This is a genomic window from Streptomyces nanshensis, assembly GCF_001751255.1.
In the GTDB taxonomy this organism is placed as follows: domain Bacteria; phylum Actinomycetota; class Actinomycetes; order Streptomycetales; family Streptomycetaceae; genus Streptomyces; species Streptomyces nanshensis_A.
In genome coordinates this window covers 1-14,926 of sequence record NZ_LJGW01000091.1, presented here as the reverse complement: position 1 = coordinate 14,926, position 14,926 = coordinate 1, and the positions used below count along the sequence as shown (strand labels likewise).

Genomic DNA, 14,926 nt, shown 5'->3' with positions numbered 1-14,926 from the left:
CCCCGGCTGCTGGCACGGGGCGACGGTTTCGGCTGGCTGTGGACGGGGGCGGGCTCAGTCCCGGTCGAAGACGAGGAGGGCCCGGACCTGGTACTCCTCGCCCACTTCGAAGTCGCGGACGAACCTGCGAACGAGTCCTTCGGCCAGTTCTTCGTAGGTCGGGTGGCCGTCTACTTGGATATTGCCGCGCGCTTCCAGGTTGTCGCCGCTGGCCGTACGGATGCACATGTAGAGCCCGTATGTGCCCGGCTTGTAGATGTGCTGACGGCAGGGGTCCCACCAGGGCTGAGTCATCGTGTGATCTCCTTGCGGCGCTTCGGGGCCTCCAGTGCGGGCGGGAACGGGGGGCGCCCCTTGGGGCGGGCCTCGTGGTCCGGCGCTACCTTGATCCAGCCTCCGTGTTCGTAGTCCAGCCGGATCGCCCGTTCGTCGCCCTCGTCCCATGCGGCGAGGGTTTCGGCGGCGACGTATCCGGCCTGGGTGACGACGGCGGGCATCGCGTAGGCGGTGATGTACTCGCCGTCCGCCATGAGATCGTTCTGCCAGGCGATCAGTACGGCGAAGAGGTCTTCGAACCCGTCCGCGAGGACGCACGCTTCGGCGCGGCTGGGGTGGGTGCCCTCCGCATAGGTCGGCGTCTCAGGGCCCGGCTTCGTGGCCTTGGCCATGATCCACTGCATGTGTTGGCTCCTTGGTTCTCCGCGCGGGGATTGCCCTCCCCGGTCTGTGCGCGGTGTGCCTGTGCTCTCATCAGGGCCCGTACGGCACGCTCCGGGCCGACCGTCGCCCCGCCCCCGGCTGCTGGCACGGGGCGACGGTTTCGGCGTGCTTGTGGACGGGGGCGGGCTACACGGGCCGGCTGTGGCCGTCCACCCCGCCGTTGGCGTCCCGGTGCGGCTCGGTGCGCTCGCCGTGTCCGTCGCCTTCGTCCTGGGCGTCCTCGGCGTACTTGAGGACGGTGTGCCGGTCGCGCTCGGTGCGGGAGGTGTAGGCGTGCGTCTCGACGTCCCCTTCGAGGTAGACGGTGACGCCGTATGCGCCTGTGGCCGGGCTGTCGTAGTGGGCGACGACGACGTACGGCCAGTCGCCGATCATCGTGCCCTTGATGCCTGCGACGGGGCGCCAGCCGCGGTCGAGCTTCGCCATCCAGTCGTAGCCGTCGCCTCCTGTGGGGTCCGGTACGGGCGGCAGGGTCATGGCGACCGGGGCGGTGTTCGGGGTCTCGCTCATCGGGTGGGTCCTCTCGTGCGTGGCGGTCTGCTTCGGGGGCCCGCCGCCCCGGCCCGTCTGACCGGGGCGGCGGGTGTGCTGCTCAGCGCGGCGTCAGCAGATGCGGTCGCAGCCCCTGCATTCGGCGCGGTCGGCCGGAGTGGCGGTGAGGCAGTGGACGCAGCGGCGGGTCTCGGAGGTGTCGCCCATGCGGATCGCGTTCAGCGTCCAGAACAGGGGCCGCATGAGCGTTGCGGTGGGACGGAGCAGGCCGACGGTCCGGGCGAGACGGTCGAAGACTTCGGGCGTGAGGTCGTGGAGGGTCGTACGGAGCGGGGTGATCTCGCGCGGGAACATCGCGTGGACGGTGCCGTGGCCGTTCCCCAGGGGGAAGAACCAGATCAAGGTGGTGACCGCGCTGCGGTCGTGCGCGGTCATGCGCTCGTCCCTGTGGTCGAGGGCCGATCCGTGGGGACGCGCCACGATGCCCGTGCCCGTGGGGATGTAGCCGGGCGACGGCGCCGGGCGGGCGTGAACGAGGGTGCCGGGTACCAGGTCCTGCACCGTGAGGGTGCCCTTGTCCAGTCGGCAGGGGCCCTTGCTGCCGTCCTTGGCGTGGCAGGTCTGGCACTCCTCGGAAATGTCGAGCGGGTTGGTGCTGCCCGGGACGGTGCCCAGCACCGGGATGATCTTGTGTGTCTGAACGGCGAAGTCGTTCATGTGTTGGCTCCTTGGTCGTACGAGCCCCGTCGGGCGGTTGGCCTGCGGGGATCGGAAGGGTTTGCCCCCCCTTCCGATACAAGTATTCAACCAAGTTTTTGGCTTGTTGTCCAGCCTTGGAGCGTGCGTTTCTGCTGGTCAGGGGCTTTTTTCAGGGGTTTTTGGGGCGGCCTTCGCCCGTGGGGGTGGCGTGAGCGGGGTGGTTCCCTCCTCGGTCGGACAGGGCGTAGCCCCTGCCGCGCGCCGGTGCGGGCGGCCAAGGTGGAGCGCCCGCAGCGCAGGGGTCTCCGAGGTACGAGGAGATGCCGAGCAGCGGACGAACGACCTTGGGGGTCCGGGCCGGGGTGTGGCTGCCTGTGGTGTCCGTCCGGGGAGGGGGCCGCGTCGCGACCCCTGGACCTGTACCTCCCTGCGGCCCGCAGGTGACGGCTCCGCCGCCTCCCCCTCCGAGGGAGGACCCGCCGGAGGCACGTTCTTCGCTCTGACCGGTGACGTCGTGTGCGGTCGCCGGCGGCGAACCGCCCGCCGCGAGGTCGGCGACCGTCTTGACCAGGGCGTCGCCGTCGTACGGGGCGGCGCGCTTCACTGCGTTCGTGGGGGCTCCGGGGTGCTCGCGGGCGGCGGACGGCCATGTGCCCGTGACGCCTCCGGCCGGTGGGGAGTCCCCTGGCGGTTCCGCGCAGGGGCGCCGTGGGCTGTCTTCGTGTTGCCGGGTCGTACGCCGCGGTGGTCGGGGCGGTGGGCCTGGCTGAACACTTGGGCGTGTGACGCCGATCGAGACCGTGATCATCAGTTATGGCGAGGGGCGACGTCGCCGCCCTGCTCCGGGTCCGGCCTGAGACAGCCGGTCGGCTCATCGCCCGTCTGCGGGTCTCGCTGGGGGCCCGTACCGTCACGCATGCCGTAGCGCTCGCGTACGACGCCGGCATCCTCGCTCCTTCCGGCTCTGATCAGACCTGGTGCTAATAACAAGCCCTGTGGAGCGGGTCCCGTCATCAGACCGCATGCTTCTGCGAGCTGGAGGGGCGGGGTCAGACTGTGGCGGTGCGGTCGAGGAGGCGCCGGCGGGCGCGGGAGTGGTCGGCGCGGCGTGCGGTGGTGCGGGGGTAACGGCGTCGGGGCTGGGTTCCGAGTGTGGTGATGACCAGGGTGGTTTGATCGGGGTGGGTGCGGACTCCGGTGCGTACGCCGGTCTTCGGCGACTGCATCCATTCGAGTTCGTTGAGCCACCAGTGGTACAGCTCGATCTCGATGGCGTAGATGCGGGCTCGGGTGGCGGTGAGGCCGTGGGTGCCGAGGGCTCGCGCGGCCGCGGTGAGCGAGCCGGTACGGGCCCGGTAGTGGGGCTGTTCGGCCCGTTGGCGGGCGAGGGCTTGGCGTGCGCCGTGCTGGTGGTGGCGGCCTCGTCGGGAGGCTGTGTGCCCGTTTACGTAGCAGCGTTCTCCGGGGGCAACGCCGCAGTGGGGGCATTCGTGATGAACGGTCAGGGTTGCCCTGGTGGCCATGAGGTAGTCCTGAAGGCGGCTCAGGTGGCGTACAACGGTGCGGAGCTGGTAGCCGGTGCTCTCGACCAGATCGGTGACGGTCTGTGGCCGACCCTCCTCCAGTAGTTGTTGGTAGATGCGCGCTGCGTGGTGCCCGAGACCTGCGGGGTATCCCAGGCGACTCCGGCGGGTGTAGGCGAAGGCATCGTGTGCACAGATCGCAAGACGGGAGGTCAGACGCTCGGTAAGGAAGTTCCGCAGCTTTCCCTTCGGGGGCGGGGAACCTTGTGTCCCACCCTGTGCAACGTGGTGATCGTGACCGGGGTGAGCCTGCTCCGCAGGGCTGAGGAGTTCGTACGTGGCGGCGGCGCCGTCGCTGTCACGGGCTACGGTCCAGCCGTCGAGGGCGAGACGCTGTTCGGCTCGGTGGATGGTGGAGCGGCCGTGTCCGGTGGCCAGCGCGGCGCGGCGCAGATCGCAGTCGATGGTGAGGGTGCCCGCCTGCAGGGCGAGGAGACAGCGCAGGTCGAGTGCGGCGCGGTCGGCTGGGCCGGATTCGGTGGCCCAGCGTCCGGGGCATGCGTCGGCGGCGGCTTGGACGGCGACGACGGTGTCGACGACGTCGGCGATGTGTTCGCTCCACTCCGCGGTCTGTGTCTGGTGCGGGGGGAGGGTGGCAGCGTGGTCGACGCAACGCTTCCACTGGCGGTTCAGCTTGCGTACGGCCTCCGGGCCGGGGAGGGGCTCGCGTAGGTTTCCGCGGCCAGGGCGGGAGCAGGCATGGAGGAGTCCGCCGTCGCGGTGGCGCTTCTCCGTGAGGAGGCGCTCGATCATGGGCCAGGTCCAGCGGCGCAGGGCGAGGCGGGTGAGGACCGCGGCGAGGGTTTCGCTGACGCGGTCGTCGGGCGGGCGGCGTGTGAGCAGGCGGTGCGTCTCGGCGTCGAGGACGGTGCGGGGGGTGCCGGGCAGCCGCGGGCCCAACTCGTCGTCCAGGACCTCGAGATGAGGCTCGCTCTGCTGCTGGCGTACGTGGGCGGGGGCGGGCGCGCAGCCGAGGCGCGTGGCCAGCCGTACGAATGCCTCGTCGGTGTTGCCGCACGTGTCCGGGGTGAGCAGTCGTGCGGCCTCGCGCTCGTCGAGCGGTGCGACGAGGGATGAGGTGCCGCCGTGGCGGTGTAGGGCACCGATCGGTCGTACGCCGCCGGTGGAGGCGTTGGCGAGGACGCTTTTGTCGAGCGTCGGCAACCTTTTGGCGGCTGCCTCGTTGATCGCTTTGACGAGTACGGCGTCCAGCGGGGTGCTGCAGGTGGTCCATACGTGCCGGCCGCCGGAGGAGCCGGAGGCGGCTACGACGTAGGTCAGGTCGACTTCGTCCAGCCAGCGGAGCAGGGTGGCGAGGTCCGGGCCGACGTCGCCGCGCTTGCTGTCGAGGTCGAAGCAGAGCCATTGGAAGCGGCCCGCACTGCCGGTGAGCTGGACGGCCCATGGGCCGGGCGGGGGGTCGGCGGGTAGTGGTTGTTCCTTGTACTCGTGGCTCCAGGTGCCGGTGCGGCGGTCCCGCGTGTCGACGCGGATGCGGTCGGAGGGGGAGAGCGCGAGGAACAGGCGCGCGAAATCGACCCTCGTCTCACCTGCGGTGGAGGGCAGAACACCCGTACAAGAGCGGGCATTTCGGGCGGCAGACGACACACCTGTGTCAGGCAAGGGTGTGCCGTCACCGCAGCCATGGGCTACGATGGAAAAAACTCCTGGGGGGCTTCCCGGGACACACGAGAGCCGCGGCTCGGGCTGGTAACCCGAACCGGTTCACGTGCAGATGGTGTGAATAGGGACTCAGCGATCCGCCGCCACAGCTTCACGGCTGAGATCCCGTCCGAACGGCGTCAGCGCCCCGGTTGGTAGCCGGGGCCTTTTCACTGCCCGGACCTTGTTGTCATCCGGCTTTAGGCAGCTCCTCCTGCTCGTAGTCGTTCGTCTCGTCCGGCCACATAGGTGCGCCGTTCTCGTCGACGGGGAGTCGCCTGATCATCTCGTTGACGAACCCGGAGAACGACAGCTTCATCATGTCGGCGGCCCGGATCGCCTTCTCCGCTTGCAGGGGAAGGATCTGCACACCGGTTCGCCATGGCCGCCCACTTGACGCGTCGTATGCCGCGCGTCGGTGCGGCTGAGGCTTTCCACTGATGGGCATGCCGTGATCTTTTCACAGAGCGCGCCGTGTTCACTACATCGGCGGGCGTGTCTGATGTGAAATTTGAGCGAGTACCGCTCAGTCGATGTTTACGGATCGTCAGGAGACGTCTGTGGGGCCTGTGTCGGGGCTTGTTCGGACGGGGTGTCATGTGGGGGCGTTCTCCGGCGGGTTGGTGGTGTTCAGGCTGCGGTGAGTCCGCCGTCGGCGGTGATGGTGCCGGCGGTGAGGTATGCGGCGTGGCTGGTCAGGAGCCAGACGATGAGGTTGGCGATGTCGTCGGGGTGGGCGATGCGGCCGATGGGGTGGAGGGCGTCGGCTTCGGCCCGTGCCGCCTCGGAGTCGCCGATGGCGGCGTGGAGTTGGGGGGTGTCGACTCCGCCGGGGGCGACGGCTGTGATGCGTACGCCGCGGCGGGCGTATTCGAGGGCGGCGGTCTGGGTCAGGCCGATGACGCCGTGTTTGGCGGCGGAGTAGGGGGCGCGTCCGGGGGCTCCGACGATGCCGAGGTAGGAGGAGACGTTGATGATGGTGCCGCCGCCTCCTTCGATCATGGCGGGGATCTGGTGGCGCATTCCGTACATGACGCTGCTGAGGTTGATGCGGACGTCGGCGTCCCATTGGGCCGGGGTGAGGTCGGCGACGGGGACGGCGGGGGAGAGGGGGCCGCCGGCGTTGTTCACGGCGCCGTCGAGCCGTCCGTACAGGCCGAGCGCGTACTCGACGAGCAGTGCGGCGTCCTCGTCGACGGTGACGTCGGTGGTGAGCGCTGCGGCGGCGCCGCCGGAGTCGCGGATGTCGGCCGTGACGTCGTCGAGGGCGTCGCGGTGGCGGGCGGCGAGGACGACGCGGGCGCCCTCGGCGGCGGCCCGGCGCGCGGTGGCCGCGCCGATGCCGCTGGAGGCGCCGGTGACGAGGATGACCTGACCGGTGAGGCTGTGGCACATGGTGGACTCCGCTTTCTGCCGGGGTGGTTGCTCAGGTGGACGGGGCCGCGTTCGGGGTGTCCGGGGGCTCCGAGGGGTGTTCGGACGGGGCGTCACCTCGCGTGGCGTCGTTGAGCTTCGTCATGCGGGCTGTGAGGTGGCGGTGCAGCTCGCTGTCGGTGTCGCCGAAGGCGGCCAGTTCCAGCAGGGCCGTGCCGAGCGGGATGGCGGCGGAGCCGCTGACGGAGGAGAGCCACAGGTGGGCGGCTCTGCGCAGGGCTGCCCGGGTCAGTGGGTGGGAGGGCCCGGCGGTGGTGCTGTGCAGGGCTGCGGTGTGCAGGTGCCAGCGCACGGCGGTCTCGTGATCGCCGGTCATGTGGGCGAGGTGGCCGCGGAGTTCACGGATCTGGATGGTGTGGATGTGGTGCTGTCCGTACCCGCGGGTGATTTCCTCATCGAGGCGTTCGGCGTCAACGGCTGCGGCCGCGCGGCGGGTTGGGTCCGCGTCGCGGGCGGCTGCGGAGATGGCATCGATCCGGGCGCGGTAGCGCTCCGGCGGCGGGGGCGTGGTCGACTCGCCGCTGCTGCGGGGCGGTTGCTGTGGCGGCGGGGGAGCGCTGCTGTGCTGGGCGTGCGCCCGTGCGTAGGTGGGTGCGTGCGCCGATTGCCAGAAGCCCGGGGTGACGGTGCCCCAGGGTTGATACTGCTGCTCACCGGTCATGGTCATGGCTATCCGATCTGGAGTCCGTGTTTGCGGAGGTAGGGCAGGGGAGCGATGTCGCTCCCGTACGCCGCGGTGGTGCGGATCTCGAAGTGGAGGTGCGGCCCGTAGGCGTTGCCGGTCTGGCCGGAGCGGCCGATGGCCGCTCCGCCCCTGACGGTCTGTCCGGGGCGTACGGTCACTGCGGACAGGTGGCCGTACTGGCTGTGCATCCCGTCGCTGTGGCGGATGACGATCTGGTTGCCGTAGGCGCCGCCGTCGCCGGCTGCGACGACACGGCCAGGCCCGACGGCTCGTACGGTCGTGCCGCTGGCGGCGGCGAAGTCGACGCCGGTGTGGTAACCGGATGACCAAGCGGCGCCGCTGGCGTGGTATGGCGTGCCGAGCTTGGCGTCGACGGGGCGGACCCAGGTGCCGGTCCCGGCCGAGCCGCCGACGTCGGCGGCGGTGAGATCTTTGGCCCCGGCTGTGATCGCCCGCACGTAGTTCTGCGTCTCGCGGTACGGCGGCACGCCGCCGTACTTTGCGACGGCGCCCCAGCCAGCGTTGTAGCCCGCCAACGCCAACTCGGTAGGTGACCCGTCGTACTGAGGATGCTTCTTCGCCATGGTCAACAAGGAGCACATGAACGCTCCTTGAGCGGGGATCGCGTCCTTGGGGTCCCACACGTCCCGGTCGCCGTCGCCGTCGCCGTCGATGCCGCGGGAGGCCCAGGTGCCGGGGACGAACTGGGCGATGCCCTGCGCCCCTTTGTCCGACCCGGCGCGCGGGTTGAATCCGCTCTCCTGCCGCAGTTGCGCGGCCAGCACCGGTGCGGGGAGCCTCTGCCCGTTCTTGCATTCCGCGGCGTCGTAGATGAGGTCCTTGTAGCGTCCGGGCACACCGCCCTTACCTCCCCGGAGGGCGCCGCCGGCGGGTGCGGGCGCGGCCTCCGCGTGGTCGTCGGCGAACATCGTCACGAACAGCGCGACGGCGAGGATGAAGCCGAGGAAGCAGCCGATGCCCACGGCGAACGTCTTCATCTGCTTCCCCCCTTTCGTTCCCTTCTCGTGGTCGTCGGTGAATGTGCTGGCGGCGGGCTACATGGCCATGCGTTCGTCGGTGTGGAAGAGGCGCTGTTCGAGCGGGGAGAGGACCAGTTGGACGGCGTGGCTGGAGCCCTGGCCCAGCTTCCAGAGCGCGCGGCCGCGCTGACCGTTCCAGGAGCTGATGAGGGCGCATTCCGCGGAGGTGAGGCCGACGGCTTCCCGGATGACGGAGAGGGGCCAGGTGTCCTGGTGGAGCTGGATGCGGGTCTCGCAGGAGCTGATCAGCTCGCGGGCGATGCCGGAGGCTTCGCTGCCGGCATCGCCGACGGCTTCCAGGTCGCTCAGGCGGTGGGTGGCGAGGATGTCCATCACGCCGTCGGCACGGCTGAGACGCAGGTCGCTGTCGATCTTGCGTGCCATAGCGGCGCCGCCGCTGCGGAGCTGCCGCCACAGCTCGTCCCGGACGACGATCCAGGGGCGGCCTCCGGCCCGGTCGAGGGCGGCTTGGGCCCAGGAGGAGACGCAGGTGAGCACCATCGCGATCACTTCGTCCCCGTACGCGGAGAGCGCGGAGACGTCGATGGTCTGGATCGGCGCGTCCCAGTCGAGGCTGATGCTGGTCTGCTGATCGAACAGACCAGACAAGTGCCCGGTGATCATGCGGCCGAGCGCCGCGCGCAGGGATGCCATCTGCTCGCGTGCGAGCTGGATCTCCTCGCCGCGTATCCGCAGCTCGTGCGCCATGGCCGGGGTGGGATCCTTCAGGACGGCGTGGACCTGCGGGAGCGTGGGCGTGACCAGGCGGCTCTGCCCGTGCAGTTCTCCGGTGGTCTCCCGCACGGCCACGTCGAGGGCTTCCTGCTCGACGGGGGTGACCGGCCGCTTCAGGTGCAGTTCCAGAAGCGCTTGCAGGAGCGTCAGGCGCCGGCGGTGGACCTCGGCACGCTGGACCTTGGCAACCGCCGCGTCCCGCGTGCTCTCCAGGGAGCCGAGCGGTCCGGCGTCCAACGGGTTGAGCCGCCCGGACCGGCCGGGCCCGAGGCGTACGGGCTCGACGCCCAAGTGGCGGGCGAGCGCGGAGTATTCCCCTTTGACGTCGCCCGCGATCAGAACGGGGTGCCCGAAGGCCATCAGACGGAAGCAGAGCGCTTTGATGGTCGCGCTCTTTCCACTACCGGGGATTCCGGTGATCATCAGATTCGGGTTGGTCACCAACCCCTCCTCCACCCACACCGCCGGGTGCGCGGAGAACGCCTGCCTCGTCAACGTGGACCAGCCGATGTAGGCGCCGACGGGCGGCAAGCTCGCGCCGTGCAGCCAGGGGTAGAGGCCGCTGGCGGCGCGGGTATCGGCCCGGAAGACCTCCGGGCGGGGTACGGAGGCGGCGCGGCCGGCGAGGGGGCCGGGCCAGCCCCTCGGTGGTGCGATCCGCAGGGCGTCCTCGGGGTCCTCCAGGAGCTGGGCACGGCGCTGCTCTCGTGCGGAGAGCGGCGGCGCGGCCGGGGCTTCGTGTTCGGGGACGAGGCTGGCGACCGCTTCTCCGCGCAGGGTGTCGTCGAGGGTACGGCGGCGGATCACAGGGGCCTCCTGCGGTCCGGCAGGCCCCTGCCCAGGGGCAGGCACGCGACGGCGAATCCCTCGTCCATCCCGCCCCACACGCGGCGTACGCGAAGTCCGGCGTCGGAGGCGTCGGCTTGCAGCTCTGCGGCGGCGGTGTCCAAGACCTCGGGGTCGGTGACGGTCAGGGCGAGCAGTGCCGTGAGGCGGACGACTCCCTGACCGGCGGCGCGGGCTTGGTCCTGCGAGCGGGCGGTGCGGTCCTCGCGGACCTGATCCTCGGATTCGTCCCGGCCGGTGCGGGCGCGCAGGATCCGCGCCGAGCGGCGCTTGGTTCGCTCTCGCGACAGCTCGTTGCGGGCCCGTCGGGGGCCGATCGGCTCGTAGAGCAGGGTGAGGGTGCGCCGAGCGGTGGTGCGCGGGCGCATGAGCGGCTGGAGGACGGTCGCGAGCACGGCTTCGTGCGGCAGTCCGCGGACTTGGTAGGCGATGCTGTGTCCGCCGTCGTGCCGGTAGCTGTTCCAGTGCTTCTCGGCGGCGGCGGGACCGGCCAGGGCCGGGTCGACGCCTTTCGCCTCCCCCTGCCAGTCGGGGGCCTTGGCCAGGGCGTCGTGTGCGGAGAGCGCTGGCTGGATGTGCGGGTCGTAGGCGGTGCGGATCACCGCGGCCAGCTCTCTTGGGCCGAGCCACTCTTCGACGGTCAGCGCCGCGGCGGCCAGGGCGCCGCGCAGGGCCCCCAGTTCCCGTACGAGAACGGCGCACGCTCCGCGCTGTCCTCCGCCGGCGCCGCGGACGGCCAAGCGGGCGCGGGAGGCGGAGAGGGTGAGGGCGAGATAGGTCTCGCGTTTCGTGGAGACCGGCCCGGCGCCGGACATCAGTCCGTCGAGGGTTTCGACGGCGGACGGCGGGGCGTCCTGGGCGATGTGGCGGGCGGCCCACTCGCGCAGGGCGCCGCCGTCGTCCGGCAGGCACCGCTGATGCACCGCGATGCGGGTGATGGCGCCCTCCTCGGTGCACAGGCTGCGCAGGACGTCCCTCCAGCCGGCGACGCGGGCTTCCTTGCGGTCCTCGTCGACGAGAGCCAGCTCGGGATAGGTGATCCGGGCGACGGCGGTGTACGTACGGTCGACCGGGTGGTGGACGACGGCGAGGGTGCCGCCGAGGCCGTCGGGCGCCGAGAGGATGCGCAGCCGGGCCAGGGTGCCCGGGAGGTCGAGGGGCTGGTCACCGGCGGCGGTGCGGGGCGCGAACACCCCGGAGAGGAAGAGGTGCTCGCGGCGGGCCACGGAGATCTGGTGACGGACCGCCAGGGTGATCCATTCGGCGGCCGTCAGGCCCTGGATCCGGCCGAAGGCGAGGGCGAGCAGCAGCCCGGTCAGGGGCAGGCAGACGGCGGCGGCGGGCCAACTGTGCAGGTAGAGAGGGAGGACCGCGGCGGCGGTCGCCGCGCCGATCAGGGCGACGCCGGGACCGGAGACGTCACCGATCCATCCGGATTTCTCCGACTGCCACCCGGAGTATTTGGCCACGGCAGTGGTGTCGGTCATCACTCGCCTTCCTCTCCGCTGGGCGGTGGTGCGGGGTCTTCTGGCGGCTGCGGTACGGGCGGGGCGGCGTCGTACTGCGGCGGCAGGTCCTCCTCGACGGGCCCGACCACGTCCGCGTCTTGGCCGTGGCTGCGGGGTTGAGTGCGGGAGGCGGCACCGCGGCGGTTGACCACGACGTGCCGTCCGCCGGAGGCGCCGGGCCCGAGTCCGGCGTAGGAGGCGGTCGAGGCCGCGGTCGACTCCAGCACGTCTTTTCCGACTGCGGCGGCCTGCAGGGCCAGGCCCGCGCCCTGGAGGAAGGCGCCGCCGAACGCCTTCTTTCCGGCCGCACTGCGTCCGCCGTGGGCGGCGGTGTCGGCCTCAACCGCGAGAGCGTGGCCGCCTCCGGCGATCATTCCGGCGCCCGAGGGCAGCGGCTGGTAGCCGCCCATGGCGCTGGAGGCACTGGAGCCGAGGGTGGACAGGAGACCGGAGCCTGCTCCGCTGCCGGTGCCCCCATCGCTGCCGTTGACGATCACGAAGCGGGTCAGCACGTACGGGGAGAACCCGGCTGTGACGAAGATCAGCACGCCGACCAGGACGGACTGGATGCCCTTGCCGTCCGACATCGGGCCGAACCCGATACTGAAGATGAGCGTGATCGTCGGCTCCATCAGGATCAGCGCGATCAGCGCGGACCGGGCCCGGGGCCACCAGTCCGACGTGGCGTGAGCGACCTGACCGGCCAGGACCAACGGCATGACGACGAGGAGGATGTCGATCCCGGCCTCGCGCATCAGCATTTCCAGCCACAGGGCGAAGATCGCGATCAGGGCGATCGCGGCCAGGACGATGATCGCGCCGGCCGCCGCGGGGGCGACGCCGCTGCCGGTGATGAGGAAACCTCCCGCGGTGGCCGCGCCTCCGGTACCGACCAGGGAGCCGAACGCGGTTTGCAGTTGCTCCTCGATGCCCTGCTTCTTGAACGAGAAGTCGATCAGGCTGGTGGACAGGACGTGGGACCAGTGGAGCGCGGCCTGCGCGGCGGTCGCGTACACGGGGAGGATGAGACCGAACTTCACCAGGCCGAGGATCGCGGTGGCGGCGGCCTCGCCGTCCTGTGTCGCCGCGACCCGGCCCCACTGGATGAGCAGCAGGAACGTTCCCGCGATGGTCGAGAGGGCGGTGGTGATGCCCATGATGGGGCCGATGCCGCTGGAAGCGAGGTCGACGGCCGCCACGTCCTCGAAGGACGCGGCGAACTGTTTCAGCAACCAGACGACAGCCGCACCCATGCCCTCCGCCAGGTCTTCGAACGCTCCGCCGGCGATCTGGGCGACCTTCTCCTTCAGCCAGTCGTCGGGGTCCTTCGCGGGCGGGGGATGCTCGGCGCGGCCTTTGCCGGCGCAGTAGGTGAACGTGCGGTGGTCGTTCTTGTCCGCGAGGCACTTGGTGATGTAGGCGTTGAGCTGCTTGTAGTGCTTGGTGGTGTGATCCTTCTGCCGGGCCTGCCATTTCTTCAACTGCCGCAGCTCGTAGGCGCGGGCCTCCTGCTTGTCGGCAGAACCTTCGCCCTGCTCGACCGTGCCGGACGCCTCGCCCGCCGTGAGCGGGCGGCACCGCTTCTTCTTCTTCGGGTCCGGGTCATCCTGGGAGCAGTAGTGGCCTGTCACCTTGTCCACGCCCGGGTTGGCGGCGAATTCCGCCGGGACGGGGGCCGGCGGTTTCACGTTCGGCGACCCCGGGACGGCGTGCGCGGGGACGGCCACGGAGAGCGCGATGAGGACCAGTGCGGCCACTGCCGCGAGGCGGGCGAGGAGCTTAGCCATCGGAGACCTCCCGCCATCCGTCCAGCCAGGCGTAGGGGCTGGAGGGGTCGTATGCGCGTGGGTAGGTGCCGTGAGAGGTCCAGCGCTTCGCGGTCGTCAGCCGCCAGTCGCCCTGGTCCCAGGTGTAGACGGTGCTGGTCATCTCGTCGGTGAGCGGGTCCTTGTCGTTCTGCTCGTCTTCCGTCTGGGCGTGCCGGTCGTAGACGAGCCAGACCTCGATCACGTCGCCGGTCGTATCGAGGCTGCGGGTGCGGGCGGCCTTGACCGTGGTGGTGACGGACAGCCCGGAGGGGGGCCCGCCGGAGGGCGGGAGTCCTGCCTGCTCCCGTGCGCGGCGTACGTCGCTCACGCCGCTGCGGACGGTGGCTTCGTCGGCGGCGATGTCCTGCAACTGCTGCCGGGCGAGGCCGTCGTCGAGGACCTCCAGCTCTTCCTGGTGGGCAACGGCGGCGGAGGTGGCGCCGATCCCGGTGTGCGGGAATTGCCCGCTCACGCCGCTGCGGTGGTGTTTCTCGCCGTCGACCAGGCGCAGCGGCTTGCCGGTGGCGGGGGTGAGCCGCTTGTCCCCGGCCGCGGGGCCGGGGCGCGGCGACGCCGTCCGCTGGCGGTCGCTGCCGGTGGACAGGTCCCCGCCGGAGTCACCGAACGAGAGGATGATCGCGACGGCGCCCGCGACGAGCAGGATGGTCGTCACGGCGATACCCGCCAGCCACAGGCGGGCCTTCCGCGCGCTCTGCCGCCCGGCCATCAGGTGCCCACCTTGTAGAAGAGGAGCACCAGCGAGCTGGACAGACTGATGCCGAGTCCCGAGCCGCAGGACCACAGCACCGCCCGTTTCGCGCGGGCGGCCACCCCGGCGCGTTCGGTCAGTTCGCCGAACGCGGACATGCCCCAGCCGATCATGGCCGCCAGCACGGCCAGGGCGAGGCCGCCGCCGGAGGTCCAGCTCAGGATCGTCTGGGTGGGGCCTGCGATGGCACCGGGCAGTTTCGGTTCGAAATTCGGTATCGGATTGTCGGCCAGGGCGCGGCCGACGTCGAGCAGGGCACTCATCGCGCGGCTCCGATCGTGGAGGACGTGGGGGAGGTGGGGGAGGCGGCCGCGGTGGGGGCGGGCACCGGTGGGTGCGGCAGCGGGTCGCCTGCGGCCTGGTGCGCGGCCTGCAGCACGGCTCGGGCAAGGCGACGGGCGGCGGTACGGGCACCGGAGCGGTCGGGCAGCGGGTCGGCCAGTCCGTGGGAGCGGATGTGGGGCTCGTGCGGCACTTCGATGGCGGCGGCGACGCGGCCGTCCAGCATGGTCAGCGCCGCCCGTACGGGTGCGGGCGTACGGCCCGGCCCGGGGGCGGTGACGGCGACGACCGTGTGATGCAGGGGCAGGCCCTCGGCGAGGGCGACGTGCAGCAGGGTCTGCAGGGCCTGGACACCGGGGCCGGTGGCGGCGCACGTGAGGACGGACACGCTGCACGGCAGCCGGTACCAGCCCGCCGTGGCGCTGGGTGCGCCGGCGCTGCGGGAAGCCAGCAGGTCCTGCCCGGCCGGGTGGACGGTGTCGACGACGGCGGCCTGCCAGCGCCCGATCGCGGTCAGTTGGTACCAGGCGGCCGGATCGGTGGGCAGATCCAGTACCGGAGCGCTCCACTCCTGACCGTCGGTGAGCACGGCGGCGGGGCGCTGCCCGGGGCCGGCCGGTACCGCCGCGGCGGCGGCGCGGACCTGCGTGGGCGTGGCGGGCC

At 71.2% G+C, this 14,926-nt stretch carries 15 protein-coding genes; all 15 read right to left on the bottom strand.

From position 1 onward, the window contains the following. Positions 1 to 54 precede the first annotated feature (54 nt). Entirely contained in the window at positions 55 to 294 is a 240-nt protein-coding gene (locus AN218_RS04555) for a hypothetical protein (protein ID WP_070015315.1), read from the bottom strand. Further along, complete coding sequence (locus AN218_RS04550) at positions 291 to 680, bottom strand: hypothetical protein (protein ID WP_070015314.1); 390 nt, start codon at positions 678 to 680, stop codon at positions 291 to 293. The genes AN218_RS04555 and AN218_RS04550 overlap by 4 nt, the downstream gene beginning before the upstream one ends. A gap of 166 nt (positions 681 to 846) precedes the next feature. Next, positions 847 to 1,230 carry a hypothetical protein gene (locus AN218_RS04545; RefSeq protein WP_070015313.1) on the bottom strand — a complete coding sequence of 128 codons (384 nt, stop codon included), beginning with the start codon at positions 1,228 to 1,230 and terminating at the stop codon, positions 847 to 849. Between the two features lie 93 nt (positions 1,231 to 1,323). Beyond that, the gene (locus AN218_RS04540; RefSeq protein WP_070015312.1) at positions 1,324 to 1,929 is read right to left on the bottom strand and encodes a DUF6409 family protein; all 606 of its coding nucleotides are present in this window, start codon (positions 1,927 to 1,929) and stop codon (positions 1,324 to 1,326) included. 1,031 nt (positions 1,930 to 2,960) lie between these two features. Continuing rightward, a complete protein-coding gene (locus AN218_RS04535; RefSeq protein WP_070015311.1) occupies positions 2,961 to 5,102 on the bottom strand; it encodes a zinc finger domain-containing protein in 2,142 nt (713 codons plus the stop codon). A 244-nt stretch (positions 5,103 to 5,346) separates the two neighbouring features. Further along, positions 5,347 to 5,526: a hypothetical protein gene (locus tag AN218_RS04530; RefSeq protein ID WP_070015310.1), complete on the bottom strand. Its 180-nt coding sequence runs from the start codon at positions 5,524 to 5,526 to the stop codon at positions 5,347 to 5,349. Between the two features lie 260 nt (positions 5,527 to 5,786). Further along, positions 5,787 to 6,551, bottom strand: a complete 765-nt coding sequence (locus tag AN218_RS04525; RefSeq protein ID WP_070015309.1) for an SDR family NAD(P)-dependent oxidoreductase — start codon at positions 6,549 to 6,551, stop codon at positions 5,787 to 5,789. A gap of 31 nt (positions 6,552 to 6,582) precedes the next feature. Further along, the gene (locus AN218_RS04520) at positions 6,583 to 7,257 is read right to left on the bottom strand and encodes a hypothetical protein (RefSeq protein WP_070015308.1); all 675 of its coding nucleotides are present in this window, start codon (positions 7,255 to 7,257) and stop codon (positions 6,583 to 6,585) included. 2 nt (positions 7,258 to 7,259) lie between these two features. Continuing rightward, on the bottom strand, positions 7,260 to 8,273 hold the full coding sequence (locus tag AN218_RS04515) for a peptidoglycan DD-metalloendopeptidase family protein (protein WP_070015307.1): 1,014 nt from the start codon (positions 8,271 to 8,273) through the stop codon (positions 7,260 to 7,262). 57 nt (positions 8,274 to 8,330) lie between these two features. After that, complete coding sequence (locus AN218_RS04510; RefSeq protein ID WP_070015318.1) at positions 8,331 to 9,827, bottom strand: type VI secretion protein; 1,497 nt, start codon at positions 9,825 to 9,827, stop codon at positions 8,331 to 8,333. A gap of 26 nt (positions 9,828 to 9,853) precedes the next feature. Beyond that, positions 9,854 to 11,383, bottom strand: a complete 1,530-nt coding sequence (locus tag AN218_RS04505; RefSeq protein WP_070015306.1) for an SCO6880 family protein — start codon at positions 11,381 to 11,383, stop codon at positions 9,854 to 9,856. Beyond that, positions 11,383 to 13,191: a hypothetical protein gene (locus AN218_RS04500; RefSeq protein ID WP_070015305.1), complete on the bottom strand. Its 1,809-nt coding sequence runs from the start codon at positions 13,189 to 13,191 to the stop codon at positions 11,383 to 11,385. Before AN218_RS04500 ends, AN218_RS04505 begins: the two co-directional genes overlap by 1 nt. Continuing rightward, positions 13,184 to 13,939, bottom strand: a complete 756-nt coding sequence (locus AN218_RS37840; protein WP_244900262.1) for a hypothetical protein — start codon at positions 13,937 to 13,939, stop codon at positions 13,184 to 13,186. The genes AN218_RS04500 and AN218_RS37840 overlap by 8 nt, the downstream gene beginning before the upstream one ends. Beyond that, positions 13,939 to 14,244: a hypothetical protein gene (locus AN218_RS04490; RefSeq protein ID WP_070015304.1), complete on the bottom strand. Its 306-nt coding sequence runs from the start codon at positions 14,242 to 14,244 to the stop codon at positions 13,939 to 13,941. Before AN218_RS04490 ends, AN218_RS37840 begins: the two co-directional genes overlap by 1 nt. Next, positions 14,241 to 14,926 (bottom strand): hypothetical protein (locus AN218_RS36390; RefSeq protein WP_107421356.1); only part of this gene is annotated, 686 nt, incomplete at its 5' end. The genes AN218_RS36390 and AN218_RS04490, both read right to left, overlap by 4 nt.

Coding starts and splice junctions, on each gene's coding strand:
- AN218_RS04515 (WP_070015307.1), bottom strand. CDS start 8,273: ATGAAGACGTTCGCCGTGGGCATCGGCTGCTTCCTCGGCTTCATCCTC.
- AN218_RS04505 (WP_070015306.1), bottom strand. CDS start 11,383: ATGACCGACACCACTGCCGTGGCCAAATACTCCGGGTGGCAGTCGGAG.
- AN218_RS04545 (WP_070015313.1), bottom strand. CDS start 1,230: ATGAGCGAGACCCCGAACACCGCCCCGGTCGCCATGACCCTGCCGCCC.
- AN218_RS04555 (WP_070015315.1), bottom strand. CDS start 294: ATGACTCAGCCCTGGTGGGACCCCTGCCGTCAGCACATCTACAAGCCG.
- AN218_RS37840 (WP_244900262.1), bottom strand. CDS start 13,939: ATGGCCGGGCGGCAGAGCGCGCGGAAGGCCCGCCTGTGGCTGGCGGGT.
- AN218_RS04520 (WP_070015308.1), bottom strand. CDS start 7,257: ATGACCATGACCGGTGAGCAGCAGTATCAACCCTGGGGCACCGTCACC.
- AN218_RS04500 (WP_070015305.1), bottom strand. CDS start 13,191: ATGGCTAAGCTCCTCGCCCGCCTCGCGGCAGTGGCCGCACTGGTCCTC.
- AN218_RS04540 (WP_070015312.1), bottom strand. CDS start 1,929: ATGAACGACTTCGCCGTTCAGACACACAAGATCATCCCGGTGCTGGGC.
- AN218_RS04490 (WP_070015304.1), bottom strand. CDS start 14,244: ATGAGTGCCCTGCTCGACGTCGGCCGCGCCCTGGCCGACAATCCGATA.
- AN218_RS04525 (WP_070015309.1), bottom strand. CDS start 6,551: ATGTGCCACAGCCTCACCGGTCAGGTCATCCTCGTCACCGGCGCCTCC.
- AN218_RS04550 (WP_070015314.1), bottom strand. CDS start 680: ATGCAGTGGATCATGGCCAAGGCCACGAAGCCGGGCCCTGAGACGCCG.